The organism is Kitasatospora sp. NBC_00458 (genome assembly GCF_036013975.1).
In the GTDB taxonomy this organism is placed as follows: domain Bacteria; phylum Actinomycetota; class Actinomycetes; order Streptomycetales; family Streptomycetaceae; genus Kitasatospora.
Genome location: NZ_CP107904.1, coordinates 2,871,326 through 2,886,864 on the forward strand (window position 1 = coordinate 2,871,326; position 15,539 = coordinate 2,886,864).

General features: G+C 74.0%; 14 protein-coding genes. 5 read left to right on the plus strand and 9 right to left on the minus strand.

What is annotated here, in order from left to right:
- Nucleotides 1-324: 324 nt before the first annotated feature.
- From OG550_RS11265 to OG550_RS11275, 3 genes are read left to right on the plus strand one after another with little or no spacing between them, the layout of a single operon-like run.
- Nucleotides 325-1,602, plus strand: coding sequence for an energy-coupling factor transporter transmembrane protein EcfT (locus OG550_RS11265; protein WP_442906146.1), 1,278 nt, complete (start codon nt 325-327; stop codon nt 1,600-1,602).
- Complete coding sequence (locus tag OG550_RS11270) at nt 1,599-3,209, plus strand: ABC transporter ATP-binding protein (protein ID WP_327676570.1); 1,611 nt, start codon at nt 1,599-1,601, stop codon at nt 3,207-3,209. Before OG550_RS11265 ends, OG550_RS11270 begins: the two co-directional genes overlap by 4 nt.
- A complete protein-coding gene (locus OG550_RS11275) occupies nt 3,206-4,084 on the plus strand; it encodes an ECF transporter S component (RefSeq protein ID WP_442905981.1) in 879 nt (292 codons plus the stop codon). The genes OG550_RS11270 and OG550_RS11275 overlap by 4 nt, the downstream gene beginning before the upstream one ends.
- Before the next feature lie 79 nt (nt 4,085-4,163).
- Here OG550_RS11275 and OG550_RS11280 read toward each other — a convergent pair whose 3' ends face one another.
- The 6 genes from OG550_RS11280 to OG550_RS11305 all read right to left on the minus strand — a co-directional run bounded on the left by OG550_RS11280 (nt 4,164) and on the right by OG550_RS11305 (nt 9,264).
- The gene (locus tag OG550_RS11280) at nt 4,164-5,072 is read right to left on the minus strand and encodes a helix-turn-helix domain-containing protein (protein ID WP_327676572.1); all 909 of its coding nucleotides are present in this window, start codon (nt 5,070-5,072) and stop codon (nt 4,164-4,166) included.
- A gap of 247 nt (nt 5,073-5,319) precedes the next feature.
- Nucleotides 5,320-6,246 (minus strand): rRNA adenine N-6-methyltransferase family protein, encoded by a 927-nt coding sequence (locus OG550_RS11285; RefSeq protein WP_327676573.1) that lies wholly within the window; start codon nt 6,244-6,246, stop codon nt 5,320-5,322.
- Nucleotides 6,247-6,623: 377 nt separating this feature from the next.
- Nucleotides 6,624-6,857, minus strand: a complete 234-nt coding sequence (locus OG550_RS11290; protein ID WP_327676574.1) for a hypothetical protein — start codon at nt 6,855-6,857, stop codon at nt 6,624-6,626.
- 281 nt (nt 6,858-7,138) lie between these two features.
- Nucleotides 7,139-8,353 (minus strand): helix-turn-helix domain-containing protein, encoded by a 1,215-nt coding sequence (locus OG550_RS11295; RefSeq protein ID WP_327676575.1) that lies wholly within the window; start codon nt 8,351-8,353, stop codon nt 7,139-7,141.
- Between the two features lie 104 nt (nt 8,354-8,457).
- Nucleotides 8,458-8,790, minus strand: coding sequence for an antibiotic biosynthesis monooxygenase family protein (locus tag OG550_RS11300; RefSeq protein ID WP_327676576.1), 333 nt, complete (start codon nt 8,788-8,790; stop codon nt 8,458-8,460).
- A gap of 102 nt (nt 8,791-8,892) precedes the next feature.
- Nucleotides 8,893-9,264: a cupin domain-containing protein gene (locus OG550_RS11305; protein WP_327676577.1), complete on the minus strand. Its 372-nt coding sequence runs from the start codon at nt 9,262-9,264 to the stop codon at nt 8,893-8,895.
- Nucleotides 9,265-9,424: 160 nt separating this feature from the next.
- Here OG550_RS11305 and OG550_RS11310 point away from each other — a divergent pair, with 160 nt between their 5' ends.
- Entirely contained in the window at nt 9,425-9,868 is a 444-nt protein-coding gene (locus OG550_RS11310) for a MarR family winged helix-turn-helix transcriptional regulator (RefSeq protein ID WP_327683814.1), read from the plus strand.
- Nucleotides 9,869-9,922: 54 nt separating this feature from the next.
- Here the strand turns inward: OG550_RS11310 and OG550_RS11315 are convergent, their stop codons facing one another.
- The gene (locus tag OG550_RS11315; protein WP_327676578.1) at nt 9,923-12,007 is read right to left on the minus strand and encodes an MDR family MFS transporter; all 2,085 of its coding nucleotides are present in this window, start codon (nt 12,005-12,007) and stop codon (nt 9,923-9,925) included.
- 343 nt (nt 12,008-12,350) lie between these two features.
- Between OG550_RS11315 and OG550_RS11320 the strand changes: the two genes are divergently transcribed.
- Entirely contained in the window at nt 12,351-13,598 is a 1,248-nt protein-coding gene (locus OG550_RS11320; protein ID WP_327676579.1) for a peptidoglycan-binding domain-containing protein, read from the plus strand.
- A 177-nt stretch (nt 13,599-13,775) separates the two neighbouring features.
- Here OG550_RS11320 and OG550_RS11325 read toward each other — a convergent pair whose 3' ends face one another.
- A complete protein-coding gene (locus OG550_RS11325) occupies nt 13,776-14,363 on the minus strand; it encodes a TMEM165/GDT1 family protein (RefSeq protein ID WP_327676580.1) in 588 nt (195 codons plus the stop codon).
- Nucleotides 14,364-14,574: 211 nt separating this feature from the next.
- On the minus strand, nt 14,575-15,537 hold the full coding sequence (locus OG550_RS11330; RefSeq protein ID WP_327676581.1) for an ABC transporter permease: 963 nt from the start codon (nt 15,535-15,537) through the stop codon (nt 14,575-14,577).
- Nucleotides 15,538-15,539: the final 2 nt, after the last annotated feature.

A 15,539-nucleotide genomic window follows, 5' to 3' on the forward strand; every position in this document is an offset into this window, starting at 1 on the left:
ACCCCACCCGCCCGGCCCGACCTGCCTGCCCTGCCCGCCCGGCCGGCCCGACCCGCCCAGCCCGCCCGACTCAAGTGGCCCAAGCGGCCCAGCAGGCCGCAGCTCGGGGAAATTATGACGACCGGTCTACTGATTCCCCGGTATGTAGACCGACCGACATATACCGACCGGTCTACATAAAAAGGCTCCCGTCAGAACCGCCCGGCCCCGCCCCGCTCCCCACCACCAAGCTCCTCCCCTCGCTCCCGCTCCCCCGCTCCCCTGGATCCCACCGTGCCCACACCCCGCGCCGCCCGCCGCCGACCAGCGCCCGGCCCCCGCCAGCTGCACCCCGGGGCCTGGTGGCTGTGGGCACTCGGTCTGGGCGCCGCCGCCACCCGCACCACCAACCCCCTCCTCCTGCTGCTCCTCGCCGCCGTCGCCGGCTACGTCGTCGCCGCCCGCCGCACCGACGCCCCGTGGTCGCGCTCCTACGGGACCTTCCTCCGCCTCGGACTCCTCGTCCTCGGCATCCGCCTGGTCTTCGCGGTCCTCCTCGGCTCCCCGGTCCCCGGCACCCACGTCCTCTTCACCCTCCCCGAGGTGCCGCTGCCCGCCTGGGCCCAGGGCGTGCGGATCGGCGGCCGGGTCACCGCCGAGGGCCTGCTCGCCGCGCTGTACGACGGGCTCCGGCTGGCGACCCTGCTGGTCTGCGTCGGCGCCGCCAACGCGCTCGCCAGCCCGGCCCGTCTGCTGCGCACCCTCCCGGGCGCGCTCTACGAGGCGGGCGTGGCCGTCGTGGTGGCGATGACCTTCGCCCCGAACCTCGTCGCCGACATCCAGCGGCTGCGCGCCGCCCGCCGTCTGCGCGGACGCACCGACCGCGGCGTCGCCGCCGTGCTGAGCGTCGGACTGCCCGTCCTGGAGGGTGCGCTGGAGCGTTCGGTGGCGCTGGCCGCCGCGATGGACACCCGCGGGTTCGGCCGCACCGCCGACGTCCCGCGCCGACTGGCCCGGGCCACCGCCGCCCTCACCCTCGCGGGACTGCTCGGCATCTGCCTCGCCGCGTACGGGCTGCTGACGGCGGGCGGCGCCGGCTGGGCGGTACCGGTGCTCCTGGTCGGCCTGGCCGCCGCCTTCACCGGGCTCCTGCTCGGCAGCCGGCGCTCCGTCCGGACCCGCTACCGCCCGGACCCGTGGGTGCTGCCCGAGTGGCTGACCGCCGGATCGGGCGTGGCCGTGGCCGCGTTGACGACGTGGCTCGCCGCCGGCGACCCGGCCGCGTTCGCCCCCACCGTCGTCCCGCCGACCGTCCCCGTCCTGCCGCTCACCGCCACCGTCGCCGTCCTCATCGGCCTGGTGCCGGCGTTCGCGACCCCGCTCCCGCGCCCCACCACGGCGACCGGCCCCACCGGCCCGGCGACCCGCTCCGCCACACCGGCCGCACCGGCCGTCCCGACCGCCCCGACCGCCCCAGCCGCCCCAGCCGCCCCAGCCGCCCCGACCGCCACCCCCCACAAGACCGGCGACACGGGCGACACCGGCGGCACGGGCAGCACCCCTGACGGCGCCTCCCCCACCACCCCGAACGACGCACCGACCCCGCCCCGGAGGGCCTCGTGATCACCTTCGAGCAGGTCACCGTCCAGTACTCCGACGCCGAAGCACCCGCGCTCGGCAGCGTCGACCTGACCGTCCCCGAGGGCGAACTCTGCCTCCTGGTGGGCCCGTCGGGCTCCGGCAAGTCCACCCTGCTGGGTACGGTCAGCGGCCTCGTCCCGCACTTCACCGGCGGCGTGCTGCACGGCCGGGTCACGGTCGGCGGACGCGACACCCGGGAGCACCGCCCGCGCGAACTCGCCGACCTGGTGGGCACCGTGGGCCAGGACCCGCTGGCGCACTTCGTCACCGACACCGTCGAGGACGAACTCGCCTACGGCATGGAGTCCTTGGGCCTGCCGCCGGACGTGATGCGACGCCGCGTCGAGGAGACCCTCGACCTGCTCGGCCTGGCCTCCCTGCGTGACCGGGCGCTCACCTCGCTCTCCGGCGGCCAGCAGCAGCGGGTCGCCATCGGCTCCGTGCTGACCGTCCACCCGCGCGTCCTTGTCCTGGACGAGCCCACCTCCGCACTCGACCCGGGCGCCGCCGAGGAGGTCCTGGCCGTGCTCCAGCGGCTGGTCCACGACCTGGGCACCACCGTGCTGATGGCCGAACACCGGCTGGAGCGCGTCGTCCAGTACGCCGACCAGGTCCTGCTGCTCACCCCCGGCGCGCCCGCCGTCCTCGGCGAGCCGGCCGAGGTGATGGCGCACTCACCGGTCCACCCGCCGGTGGTCGGCCTCGGCCGCCTGGCCGGCTGGCGCCCGCTCCCGCTCTCCGTCCGGGACGCCCGCCGCCGGGCCGCGGGCCTCCGCACCCGCCTGGACGGCCGCCGTCCCGCCCCCGCGCCCGCGCCGCTCGGCACGCCGCTGGCGGAGGCCCGCCGGCTGGCCGTCCGGCGCGGCTCGGTCCCGGCGCTGCGGGGCGTCGATCTCACCCTGCACGCGGGCGAGATCACCGCGCTGATGGGGCGCAACGGCGCGGGCAAGTCGACGCTGCTCGGCGCCCTCGTCGGACTGCACGCGCCCGCCTCCGGCTCGGCGACGGTCGGCGGCCGGGCCCCGCACCGCACCCGGCCCGCCGAACTGATCCGCCACGTCGGGCTCGTCCCCCAGGACCCTCGGGACCTGCTGTACGGGGAGAGCGTCGCCGCCGAATGCGCGGCCGCCGACGGCGACGCGGGCGCCGAACCCGGTACCTGCCGGGCCCTCGTCGAGCGCCTGCTGCCCGGTCTCGCCGACGACGCCCACCCGCGCGACCTCTCCGAGGGCCAACGCCTCACGCTGGCGCTGGCCGTGGTGCTCACCGCACGGCCGCCGCTCATCCTCCTGGACGAACCCACCCGGGGCCTGGACTACGCGGCCAAGGGCCGGCTCGTCGAGATCCTGCGCGACCTCGCCGCCGAGGGCCACGCCGTCCTCCTCGCCACGCACGACGTCGAGCTGGCCGCCGAACTCGCCCACCGCACGGCCGTCCTGGCCGAGGGCGAGATCGTCGCGGACGGCTCGACGGCCGACGTCGTGCTCGGTTCACCGGCGTTCGCCCCGCAGGTCGCCAAGGTGCTGGCGCCCGGCCCCTGGCTCACCGTCCACCAGGTCGCCCGCGCCCTCGACGAGGTGGCGGAATGAACGCCGCCCGCACGAAGGGCACGAGGAACGTGCCCGGCATGAACCGCCCCGTCCCGCTCGGCCGCCGCTCGATCGTCGCGCTCGCCCTCACCTCGCTGGTCGGCGTGACCGCCTTCGGCTGGCCGCTGCTCGCCTCCACCGAGTCGGCCCTGGTCGGCCATTCCACCGACGCCCCCTGGCTGTTCGCGCTGCTGCTGCCGCTGCTCCTCGCCGTCGTCGTCGCCCAGATCTCCGAGGGCCGCACGGCGGGCGGCGGCGCACCCGGCCTGGACGCCAAGGCGGTCGCCCTGCTGGGCGTGCTGGCCGCCGCCGGCGCGGCCCTGCGACCGCTCGGGGCGGGCACGGCGGGGCTGGAACCGATGTTCTTCCTGATGGTGCTCGCCGGACGGGTGCTCGGCCCGGGCTTCGGCTTCGTGCTCGGCGCGCTCTCGATGTTCGCCTCCGCCCTGCTGACCGGCGGGGTCGGCCCGTGGCTGCCGTTCCAGATGCTCGCCATGGGCTGGGTGAGCCTCGGCGCGGGCCTCCTCCCCGGTCCGGAGCGCCTGCGCGGCCGCCGCGAACTCGTCATGCTCGCCGCCTACGGGGCGGGCGCGTCCCTCCTCTACGGCACGATCATGAACCTCCAGGGCTGGCCCTACATCGCCGGGCTGGCGAGCTCGATCTCGTTCGTCCCGGGGGATCCGCTCCCCGACAACCTGGTGCGCTTCGCCGTCTACTGCCTCACCACCTCCCTCGGCTGGGACCTCCCCCGCGCCGCCCTCACCATCACGCTCTGCCTCACCCTCGGCACCCCGGTCCTGCGCGCCCTCCGCCGGGCCACCCGCCGCGCCGCCTTCGCCGCACCGGTGGCCTTCCACCCGCCGTCGAAGGACTGAGCCGGGGACGGGTCCGGGCTCGCCCCAACCGGTCACCAGCCCAACGGGCCACCCCGCCGTCCCACGAACCCGCCCCTGGCTACCGGGAATCACGACACCCGGTGCAGAGCCTCCCCGCCGCCACCACGTGGCGCCCGCACATGCCGTCCCGCCCGGCACACTCGTGGTGCCGCCCCTGACGCGGGACCATGACCACCGCAGCGCCCGTCCCCCCTCCCGACGACGGGACCGGGCGCTCCGACGGGACGGGCGAGACCAGCGGGGCCGACGGGACCGGCGGCACCCCCAGCAGGCGGGCGGCGAGGATCGCCCCCACGCTGCGGGTGACCTTCTCCGGCAGCGGGGCGGACAGGATCCCCGCCAGGACGTCCGGTGCCCAGCCTCCCGCCAGCAGGCCCTCCACCCGGGCGGCCTGGTCCGCCAACGGCTTGCCGGCCAGCGCCAACCGCGCGTCCCGGCGCCCGAGTTCGACCAGCAGGTTCAGGCCCTCGGTCATCCGTGGCGGTGGCGCAACCGGCCTCATCACCCCGGACGGAGGGACGGAAGGTTTCCCGACTTCCTTCTGCCTCATCATCCTTACCTTCAAGGAAGGGCTTCCCGCCCTCCCGGCGCCTGCCGCACCGGCTCCGGGCGGCCCGGCGGCCGGGGGTGCGGGAAGCGGCGGCAGCGTGTGAACCGCCTTGCCCGCCACCGGGACTTCATGCACCGAGACCACCGTCCGGACCTGGCCCGTGAGGGGGTCGCGCAGGGTCCGGCGGACGTAGTGCCCGGCCTCCTCCAGCTCGCGCAACGCCCGGGCCACCGTCGCGCGGCCCTCGACGCTCTTCGCGGCCAGCGTCCGGACGTCCTCCCGCGCGCCGTCGGGCAGGCTGAGGAGGTACCCGAGCAGCCCGCGGGCCGCCCAGCTGAGCGAGTGCTTCCGCACGACATGCCCGTTGTCGAGGATCGTGTATCCGGGCGCGTGCTTGGGGATACGATTGATCTGCATCGTGGAGGCTCTATCTCTCCTGGTGTCATTCCCCGGGGTGTTGGCGCACCGCCGGGGCTTTCCTTTGAGCGCTTCTGCTGAGCGCAATGATCACGCTAGTCCAGCAGGACACCAGGGAAGCCCCGTTCGGATCACCCGATCGGGCGGCGCACGCGCACTCACCCCGGCGCACTCCGACACCGGACGACGCGCCCCACTGGCTCACCCCCGACTCCACGGCGAACCGGAGCAGATCCGGGAGACTCTTCTAGCCGACCACCCGGCCCGGATCGTCGAGCCACACCCGGTGCTCTCCCTCGACCGTGACGGTCAGGCCGAACCGGGTGAGCCCCGGCCCTCCCTGCCGTTGCCACCACGCATGGGCCGCGGTCACCTCGTCCCACAGGTTCCGGGGCCCGGCCTGCGACACCGCATGCCGCGCGCCCCAGTCGGCGAAGCGGCAGTGCGCGTACGACAGTCCGTCCGAGACCTCCAGGCGGCCGGTCCCGAGGCGGTCGTAGTCTGCCGACACCTCGCGCCTGCACAGCCGGCCCGACAACCTCACACCGATCGCGAACGCGGCGGCGGCATGGTCGGCCACGACGGCGGGATCCAGCTCGGACGGTCCGTGGCGAACACCGCCGATCGCAAACTCCCTGCTCTCCGGCCACTGTTCCCGCTCCCGCACGAACGCGGCCTCCTCGACGAACGGTCCGTCGGCGGATCGCCCGTCCTCGGCGACGGTCAGCTTCGACAGCCCGCCGTCACAGAACGGCGTGGTGTACGGGACCACGATGAGTCCGCCGGGCACCACCTGTTCGATCAGGGCCATCGGCACGCGTCGCGTCGCCACCGCGACGTGGATCCGGTCGTACGGCGCGCCCTGCGGGTGGCCGAGCATGCCATCGTCGGCAACCACCTTGACCGGGAGCCGATTGACGAGCAGGCGGCGGCGCGCTTCGTTCGCCAGGTCACGATCGAGCTCGACCGTGACCACCCGGTCCGCCCCGAGCCGGTGGGCGAGCAGCCCGGCAGTCCAGCCGATGCCCGTACCGATGTCCAACACCCGCATGCCGTCCGCGACATCGAGATTCCGGAGCCTCTGTGCGACCACCGTGGGTGTCGGGCTGGATGACACCGGCGCCCCGTCCTCGTCGTCCGGCCAGGGGACGAGCGGAAGGTCGGAACCGACCAACTCGTACCACTGGACGGGGTGTTCGACGCGATTGATCCACCTGCCCCGGTGCCGGAGGGAGTCGGGAACGAACAGCCGACGCGGCAGGGCGCGAAAGGCACCCCTCCCAGTCGGCTGCAAGCGCCCCGGACTTCCGAAGGCCTTCGGTCAAGCAGTCCCAGTTCATCTGTGGCATTCCTTGCGGTTGTCGCTCGGTCGAGGAGGTGAGGAGGTGGGGAGGTGGGGCCGGAGCCCCTACTGCGGTGCACAGCAGATCGCCAGCAGCATCACCGCGATCACGACGACGCCCGCGACGGAGACCGCGCAGGCGGAGAGGAGCCGGCTGGGGTCCCGAAGGGGCTGTGCCCGAGGATCGTCGGAACGCCGGTGGTGACCCGTCACCGGTGCGCGCCCGCGTGGTGACGACGCAGGAGGACCCGGGCGTCGACCGCCCCGGAGTAGTCGAACACCCGCTGCGCGCAGGTCATCTGCCGGTCGAGCCGCGCACAGTCCGAACACCCCTCCACGGGACGGGACTCGCTCCCGTCGACCACCGCCCGGATCGACCGCGCCCGCTCCCGCTGCGGCGTGGCGAGGGCGTCGGCCCGCGGATCGGCGCCCGCGGCCGTCACGAGCCCGCCCGCCGCGCCAGGCACCGCCGGCACGAGCAGTGGGCGAGGATCGCCTCCCGCTGCAACAGTCCACCGACGGCCCCGTACCCCGGGTTCCGCCGCGCCGCCCGGTAGTCGTCCAGGGGTTTCCACCCCGACGACGCCACCGGAGGGGCGTCCGCCGCCCGCTGCCCTCGCCTGGTCATAACCGCTCCCTTACGCCGAAGAGCCCGTATCGTCACTCGACGCTACGGGCCCTTCACGGAGCGAAGTGGCAGAGTCTCTGCCCCCGGTTTCGGTCGCTACGCCGCCATACCAATGGAGTCGGCAAGACGTCGGCCTGCCTGCCGAACGGACTGCGGGCCTCCGACCAGCCCCCTCACCATCGCGCGCGTCTCCTCGTTCCACCGAGCTGTCTCGGGTGCCACGGCCACGGCATCCGTCAGCAGCTCCGCAACCTTGTCCTGTTCACCCCGAAGCGCATGCACCCGGGCCACCTCGATCAGGTGTCGACCTCGACGCGGGACGGCCTTGACCTCTGCAACCGGCAGACGCCCGGCCCAACGGACGGCGGTACCGAGTTGTCGAAGTTCGACCGCCACGGTGACCGAATGCAGGGCGACTGCCTGACGTGATCCGGAGGTTGAAGGGATCCAGAGATCGGTCGGCAGGGTCTCCGCGACGGCGGACGCACGGTCGATCCACCCCCAGGCATCACCGGCCTCCCCGGCAACGGCGTGCGTGATGGCCGCATGGAACGCCATGTCCGCCCATGCCGCAGCCAGCTCGGGGGATTCCGTGCGCACAGGGTCGAGCAGCCGGAGCGCATCCTCGGTCAATGACTGCGCACTCTCCCACTGGCCCGTCTTCCGGAACGCCTCCACGAGAAACCAGCAGGACTGCGCGATCGCCACGGAATCCGCCGACGCACGTGCCGTCGCGAGAGCCCGCTCCGCGATCCGCCACACCAGATTGCCGTCACCCTGGAAGGCCGCGAACATCTGCGTCAGGTTCAGAGCACCGGCATACAGCACCTCCGCGCGGCGCCGATCGTTGCAGTCGGGATGCGATGCGGCGACGGACGCGGCCGACAGAAGCGGGGGCAGCAACTCCGCGAGCGCCGTTCGGTGATCCCCTCTCACCATGCGGGTTCGCCAGGCGTTCGCCAACTGGACCTCGATGTGGTCGAGACGAGGAGCCGGCCCTCCCGCCGGCCCCAGAGGAGCTCCATCGACAGCTCGCCGCACGGACGCGAGGGATGCATGCTCCGCACCCGAGTACAGCTCCCGAGGCATGCTGACGTCGCCGGTCAGCTGCGCGAGATCATCCACCCCGAGATGCTGCGCGATCCTTATCAACATGGGGAGGCGCGGAGGCAGCAGCGCACCGTTCTCCACTTGCTTGAGCCAACTCGGCGACCTCCCCACGAGGGCCGCCAGCACCGCACGGGACTTCCCAGCACGTTCCCTGAAGTACTGGATGCGCCGACCAACAGGCAGGGCAGGATCAAGGGCCATGCGCTCAGAGTAGAACCACCGGGACTTCCAAGTCTCGGCATCCACACACCAACTGGTGCGCCCCGGACGGGACCGTCCGGGGCGCACCGCCGATACACGGAGCCTCAGGCCTTCAGGCCCGTCGACTGCACCACGTCGAAGGACCACAGGGTGGAGCCGGTGGCGGCCGGGCGCTGCGGGGCCTCGCCCTCCGCGGCCGGCGGGCCCTGGCGGTGGGCGGCCTGCATCGGGCCGGCGAGCCAGGCCTGGAAGGACTCCTCGTCACGCCAGCGGGTGTAGACGAGGTACTGGTCGGTGCCCTCGACCGGGCGGAGCAGCTCGAAGTACTCGAAGCCGTCCGAGTTCTCCACCGCGCCGGCCCGGGCGGCGAAGCGCTTCTCCAGCACCTCCCGCTGCTCCGCGGGGACGGTCAGGACATTGATCTTGACGACGGACACGCCGTACCTCCTCGTTCGCCCGCAGCCGACCCCAGGTCGCCCGCGGGCCCTGTTCACTGAGAAGGCAGTCTGCTACACCTCACACCCCCGCACCGCCGCACGTCAGGCGGTCCAGGGCGGGGTGACGCGGTCGCCGGTCTCCAGGTTGACGGCCTGGGAGGGGGCCGGGGAGGCGACCACGGCGGTGAAGCCGTCCTCGGACCGCATCTGCCGGGGGAGGTCCGGCGGGAGGACGAGGGTGTCGCCGGTGGCGACCGTCAGCGTCTCGCCCGCCAGGTCGACGGCGGCCGAGCCGGCGAGGAAGGTCCACACCTGCTCGGTGTCCATGGCGTGTCGGGGACCCGAGCGGCCCGGGGCCATCTCGACCCGCCAGAGGGCGAGGCCCGTACCGCCCTGGCCGGGCGAGGCGTACGTGGTCATGACGGCGTTGGGCGTCTCGGTGCGACGGGCTTCGGTGCTGCGGATGACGGACAAGAGCGGGCTCCCCCTAGAATGGACAATCAAGTTGTCCATATAGTCAATGAGGTTGTCGATCGTGTCAAGGGAGCAGGACCCCCGGGCGGAGCAGGACCCCCAGAACGAGGAGGCCCCCCGGGCCGAGCAGGCCGCCCACCCGCCGCAGCCCGGCTACGAGTTGCCGCTCCGTCTGCTGCTCGGCTTCCGGGTGATCATCGACGAGCTGCACGAACGCATCGCCCGCGAGGGCCACCCCGACCTCCGGCCGATGCACGGGTTCGTCTTCCAGGCGATCGGGCCGGACGGCACCACCGCCGTCGAGCTCGGCCGCCGTCTCGGCGTCTCCAAGCAGGCCGCCGGCAAGACCGTCGAGCACCTCGAACGGCTCGGCTACGTCGAACGCGGCTCCGACCCGGCCGACGCCCGCCGCAAGGTGGTCCGACTGACCCCGCACGGCGTCGACTGCCTGGTCCGCTCCGCCCGGATCTTCGACGAGCTGCGCGCCCAGTGGTCCGCCGCGCTCGGCGAGGACCGGCTGCGCGCACTGGAGTCTGACCTGCGGACGCTCGCCCCGGGCGACCCGTTCCGGCTGGACACCCCGCGCTGGTTCGGGACCCAATGACGGGGCCCGGCACCAAGGGCCCCCACCCAGCCGGGCCCGGCAGCGGAGCGGCCGTCAGAACGAGCGCCCCTCCCCGTGGTACGGCGGCTCGTGCCCGACCGGGTCGGGCCGGTCGCGGAGGTCCGAGCAGAGCGCCGAGGAGAGCCTGGTGAGCAGCTCCGCGAGGTCGTCGAACTGCTTCTCGTCCCAGTCGCCGAGCAGCTTCGCGAGCTGCTCCCGGCGGGCGGCGACCAGCTTGAGCGCCACCTCCTCGCCCGGTTCGGTGAGCCGCAGCGGGAGGCCGCCGGTGCGGGCGGCCAGGCCGTTGCCCTCGACCTCCCGCACCGCCTCCTCCACCACCGCGAACGGGACGATCCGCCGCTCCGCCAGTTCGGCGGGCTCGACGGAGCCGTGGTGGTACATCTGGAGGAGCAGCCAGCTGGACGCCGGCTTGAGGTCGAGCCCGGCGGTGGCGGTGATGCGTTTGAACAGGTCGCGCCGCGCCTCGCGGCTGCTCAGCACCGACAGGGCCCGGCTGATCTCGTCCAGCGAGGACCGCTCCACCGGGTTGAGGCCGATCGACTCGCTGAGGTCGGGTGCGGTCACGGTGGTCCGCAGCTTCTGCTCCTTCAGGAACAGCGAGAGCACGAACGCCACCAGCGCGACCGGCACCGCGTAGAGGAAGACCCTGGTGATCGACTCCGCGTAGGCGTGGTAGACGGCGGCCTGCGTATCGGCGGGCAGGCCGCTGACGACCCGCGGGTCCGAGGTGATCTCGCCGGCGCTGAAGCCGGGCGGCAGTGCGACCCCGGCCAGGGCCGTGGCGAGCCGGTCGTTCAGCCCGGACGCGAAGATCGTGCCGAAGATGGAGACGCCGAAGGAGGCGCCGATCGAGCGGAAGAAGGTGGCTCCGGCGGTGGCGACGCCCAGGTCCTGGTACCCCACCGAGTTCTGCACGATCAGCACCAGGACCTGCATCACCAGGCCCAGTCCGAGGCCGAAGACCAGGAAGTAGCAGCTCATCTCGAAGGTGCTGCTGTGCTCGTCCAGCATGGAGAGCAGCAGCAGGCCGACGGTGGTGACGGCCGTCCCGGCGATCGGGAAGGCCCGGTAGTGACCGGTGCGGGCCACGATCTGCCCGGAGCCGATCGAGGTGGCGAGCATGCCGAGCACCATCGGCAGCATGTGGATGCCGGACATGGTGGGCGAGACCTGCATGACCACCTGGAGGAAGGTGGGCAGGTAGGTCAGCGCACCGAACATCGCGAAGCCGACGACGAAGGAGATGACGGCCACCAGGCTGAACGTCCGGGAGCGGAAGAGGCGCAGCGGCAGGACGGGTTCGGCGGCCGCCCGCTCGACCAGGACGAAGGCGGCCAGCAGGACCACGCCGAGCACGCCCAGGCCGACGATCCGCCACGAGCTCCACGCCCAGGTGGTGCCGCCGAGCGAGGTCATCAGCACCAGGCAGGTCGCGACGGAGGCGATCAGCACGGTGCCGAGGTAGTCGATCCTGTGGCTCCGCCGCACCTCCGTCCCGTGCAGCACGGTGGCGATCACCACCAGCGCGACCACGCCGATCGGCAGGTTGATGTAGAAGACCCAGCGCCAGCTGAGGTTGTCGACGAAGAGGCCGCCGAGCAGCGGTCCGAGCACGCTGGTGACGCCGAAGACCGCGCCGAAGAGGCCCTGGTACTTCCCGCGGTCCCGGGGGGCGACGAGGTCGCCGACGATGGCCTGGGAGAGCACCATCAGGCCGCCGCCGCCGAGCCCCTGGATCGCGCGGAAGGCGATCAGCTCGCCCATGTTCTGGGCGATGCCGCAGAGCACCGAGCCCAGCAGGAAGATCACGATGGAGGCCTGGAAGAAGACCTTCCGGCCGTACATGTCGCCGAGCTTGCCCCAGAGCGGGGTGGCCGCGGTGGAGGCCAGCATGTAGGCGGTGACCACCCAGGAGAGGTGTTCGAGGCCGCCGAGGTCGCTGACGATGGTGGGCAGGGCGGTGGAGACGATGGTCTGGTCGAGCGCCGCGAGGAGCATCGCCAGCAGCAGGGCGCCGATCGGCACCCAGAGGTTGGATGCGGTGGCCTGCGGAGGGCCGGGCTCGCTCACCGGGCTCCGGTCGGGGCCTCGGTCGGACGCGGCGATCGGATCCGTCATGGCGTCTCCGTAGCGATGTCGGCGGTCGCGGCAGCCCGATGAGCCCGGGGCGCCGTTCGGATGATCACTCCCGATTCACCATGCTGTCAGAAATGCCCGGTTTTGCTCCGTTCAGTTGAGCCGAACGTAAGAGGGAGCGGCGGAGGTCCGACATCCGGACGCCCGGCCCTCCACACCGACCGTTCATCAAGTCACAACCGACACCAACCGACACAAGGCCCCCACATCGGGCCGGACGCCCCTGTCCCGTCTCAGGGACGTCCTGCATAATCAGGCCCGTCCGCCACCTGGAACACGAGTCCGACTCCGGGAGACCGAGCGAGAAACCGAGGAGGGCCGGCCGATGCCGGACCAGCACTGCCCGACGTGCGGCACCGCGCGCTCCGCCGGGTGCAGGTGCCTCCCGGACCCCGCCCTCGACGAGACAGCCGTCCTCCCGCACATGGAGGGCCCGCCGCTGGTCCGCCCGTACGTGCCGCAGGCGGTCGGGCAGGTCGCGGACGACCCGCAGACCGGCGGCTCCGCCGGTGCCCCCGGTGTCCCCGGGACCGCGGGCGCCCCGTTCGCCGCCACCGCGCCGCCGCCCGCTCCGGTCCATCCTCCGGCCGCCCCGCCGCTGGGCCCCGACGCGGACGCCTACGCGACCACGGTGCTCCCGCCGATCGCGTCGGCCCCCCAGTTCCCCCCGCCGCCGCAGTCCCGACCGCAGCCGCAGACCCCGCCGTACCCGGCGCCGCCCCACCCCGCGTCGCCGGCCGGGGTCCCGACGGCCACCGACCCCGCCGACCCCGATCCCGACCGGCCCTCGGACGGCGAGATCGGCGTCTTCGCGTTCGCCCACGCCCCCGCACCCGACGGGACGGCGCCCGCCCACGGCGGCCGGGCCGCCCGGCGCGCCGCGGAGCAGGACGCCGCGAGCCCGCTCCTCCGCCGCAAGGGCGTGCTGGTCGCGGCCGGCGCCGCGCTGCTGGCGGTCACCGTCGGCATCGCGTACGCGGTCACGCCCTCCGCCGAGCCCGAGCGCCGGGCGGCGCCCGCCCCGACCACGACGCTGGCGCCCGCTCCGGTCGAACCGACCGCTCCGGTCCAGCCGAGCCCGAGCGCGCCGCCCACCGCGGACTCCCCCAGCCCGAGCCCGACGCGGACGACCGCCAAGCCGAGTCCGAGCCGGTCCACGGCCACCACCGCGCCGCCCGCGCAGACCACCCCGCCCCCGGTCGCCGCTCCCCCGGCCCCGGCGCCGACCCCCGACCCGGTGGCTCCGGCACCCACCCCCTCCGCCGAGACTCCCGCCCCCGCCCCGACGGCGGCGCCGACTCCGACGCCCACCCCCAGCGCGACGGCCACCCCGGCGCCGACGCCCACCTTCCAGGCCCTGCAGTACGGGATGAACGGGCCGGACGTCCTGACGATGCAGCAGAAGCTGGCCGTCGTCCTGTGCTGGATGAACGTCCCGAAGAACGGCAACTTCGACCGCCGCACCGAGAGCTCCGTCGCCTACTTCCAGGTGGTGCAGGGCGTCCAGGGCGACGCGACCGGCGTCTACGGGCCCAACACGGCAGCCGCACTGGGGAAGCGCACCGGCTGCTGAGGGCGGGCCCGGCCGGGCCCGCGGCGGCCGCCCGGGACGGACCCCCGCCGCCCGACCCACGACGACCGCCGGCACACCGCGGCGGCCGGCACACGACGACCGCGCACAACGCGACCGGGCGGCCCGGCGGACTCCGCCGAACCGCCCGGTGCCTCGTGGGCGGGGCCCACCCGGTCGTCAGCCGGTGATCGCCTGGAAGATGCTGAACCCGGCCATCAGCACCATCACACCCGCCGCCACCCGGATGATCATCTTCATCGGGACGTGCTTCAGCAGCTTCTGCCCGCCCAGGATCGCGATCCCCGCGACGGAGCAGAGCGCCAGCCACGCACCCAGGCCCACGGCGAGCGGGTCGGCGTACTTGGCGGCCAGGTTGGCGGTCATGATCTGGGTGAGGTCGCCGAACTCGGCGATCGCCACGACCACGAAGCTGGCCCCGGCCACCTTCCAGAAGCTGTTGGCGGACGGCTCCTTGGCCGCGTGCCCGTCCTCGTCGTCGTCCCCGCCGTGGAAGAGCAGCATCGCCGCGCCGGCCAGGAACAGCACGCCGGTGACGCCCTCCACCCAGCGGTGCGGCAGCATCGAGAGCAGGTGCCCGGCGACCAGGGCGATGCCCACCTGGAGGGCGAAGGCGGCGGCGATGCCGGCGAAGACGTAGCTCGCGCGGTACTTGGCGCCGAGCATCAGGCTGGCCAGGGCGGTCTTGTCCGGGAGTTCGGACAGGAAGACGATGCCGAAGGTGATCGCGGCTACGGTCAGGCTCATCGGGGGTTCGGTATCCCTCGGGTCGGGCCGCCGGACCTCCGCGGCTCCTCAGGGGACGCTTCGGCCCGACAGCACTGGTTGGAAATCACAGCACTGCGGCCGAAGGTCTCGCCGGCACCCCTTCACGAGCGGTGCCCCGGGCGCCGGGCCCCGCGGGGGGCCAGTATGTCGACGGTCCGGTGGAGGGCTACTCCCCTTCAACGCCCCCACCCTACCCGATCCCCTCCCCCGGCCGCCCGGCGCGGACCAGCCCCCGGCCGACCAGCTCCAGCACCGCCACGACCGCGACCGCCTCCACCACCAGCAGCCCGACCAGCACGAACAGCTGCACCGCACCCGCCTGGACCGGCGACGCCCCGCCGAGCAGCATGCCGACGAAGGCGCCGGGCAGGGTGACCAGGCCGACCGTCCGGGTCTGGTCGAGTGCCGGGACGAGCGAGGTCGCGGCGGCGGTGCGGCAGATCTCCAGCCGGGCGTCCCGGGCCTCGAAGCCGAGCGCCAGCGCCGCCTCCACCTCGCCGTTGCGCTGCCGCAGCTCGTCCAGGGCCCGCCGGCCGGAGAGCGAGGTCGCGGTGAGCGCGCCGCCGATCAGGATGCCGGCGACCGGGATGACGGAGAGGCCCTTCGGCGGCAGGAGCCCGCAGGCGAGCAGCAGGGCGAGCACCGGCAGCACCCCGGCCCCGATCGGCACGGCCGCCCACATCCAGGCGCGCTCCCCCGCGTCCGCCGGACCGTGCCCGCGCCCGCGCCCGCGCCCGCGCCCGCGTGGGCGCCCCGTCCGCCGGCCGCCCCACGTCGGCCACCGGCGCCCGCGCAGCGGTCCCCGCCCGGGCGCCGGTACCGGCCCGTGCGCCGTCCCCGGCCTCGGCCCCGGCGCGCCCGCGGGCCGCCGCCCGCCGGCCATCCGCTGCCCCGCGGTCCGTACGGCGACCGAGAACATCAGCAGCACGAAGAGCGCCGACCACCAGAGCGAGCCGACCACCCAGGTGATCACCAGGGCGACGGCGGCCAGCTGCACCACCGCGCGCAGCCCGGCCCGGAGCACGGCGTGCCCGTACCCGAGCCGGCCCCACCCGGCGACCGCGACGGCGGCCGCCAGCAGCAGCGCGGCGACCACCCCGAGCGCCGGCGTGACCGGCAGCAGCTGGTCCTGCGCGGCCGCCGACGCCGCCACGG

What these genes read in the sequence shown, in the direction of transcription:
- OG550_RS11275 (WP_442905981.1), top strand. Translation starts at nt 3,206, where the DNA reads ATGAACGCCGCCCGCACGAAGGGCACGAGGAACGTGCCCGGCATGAAC.
- OG550_RS11280 (WP_327676572.1), bottom strand. Translation starts at nt 5,072, where the DNA reads ATGCAGATCAATCGTATCCCCAAGCACGCGCCCGGATACACGATCCTC.
- OG550_RS11295 (WP_327676575.1), bottom strand. Translation starts at nt 8,353, where the DNA reads ATGGCCCTTGATCCTGCCCTGCCTGTTGGTCGGCGCATCCAGTACTTC.
- OG550_RS11315 (WP_327676578.1), bottom strand. Translation starts at nt 12,007, where the DNA reads ATGACGGATCCGATCGCCGCGTCCGACCGAGGCCCCGACCGGAGCCCG.
- OG550_RS11320 (WP_327676579.1), top strand. Translation starts at nt 12,351, where the DNA reads ATGCCGGACCAGCACTGCCCGACGTGCGGCACCGCGCGCTCCGCCGGG.
- OG550_RS11325 (WP_327676580.1), bottom strand. Translation starts at nt 14,363, where the DNA reads ATGAGCCTGACCGTAGCCGCGATCACCTTCGGCATCGTCTTCCTGTCC.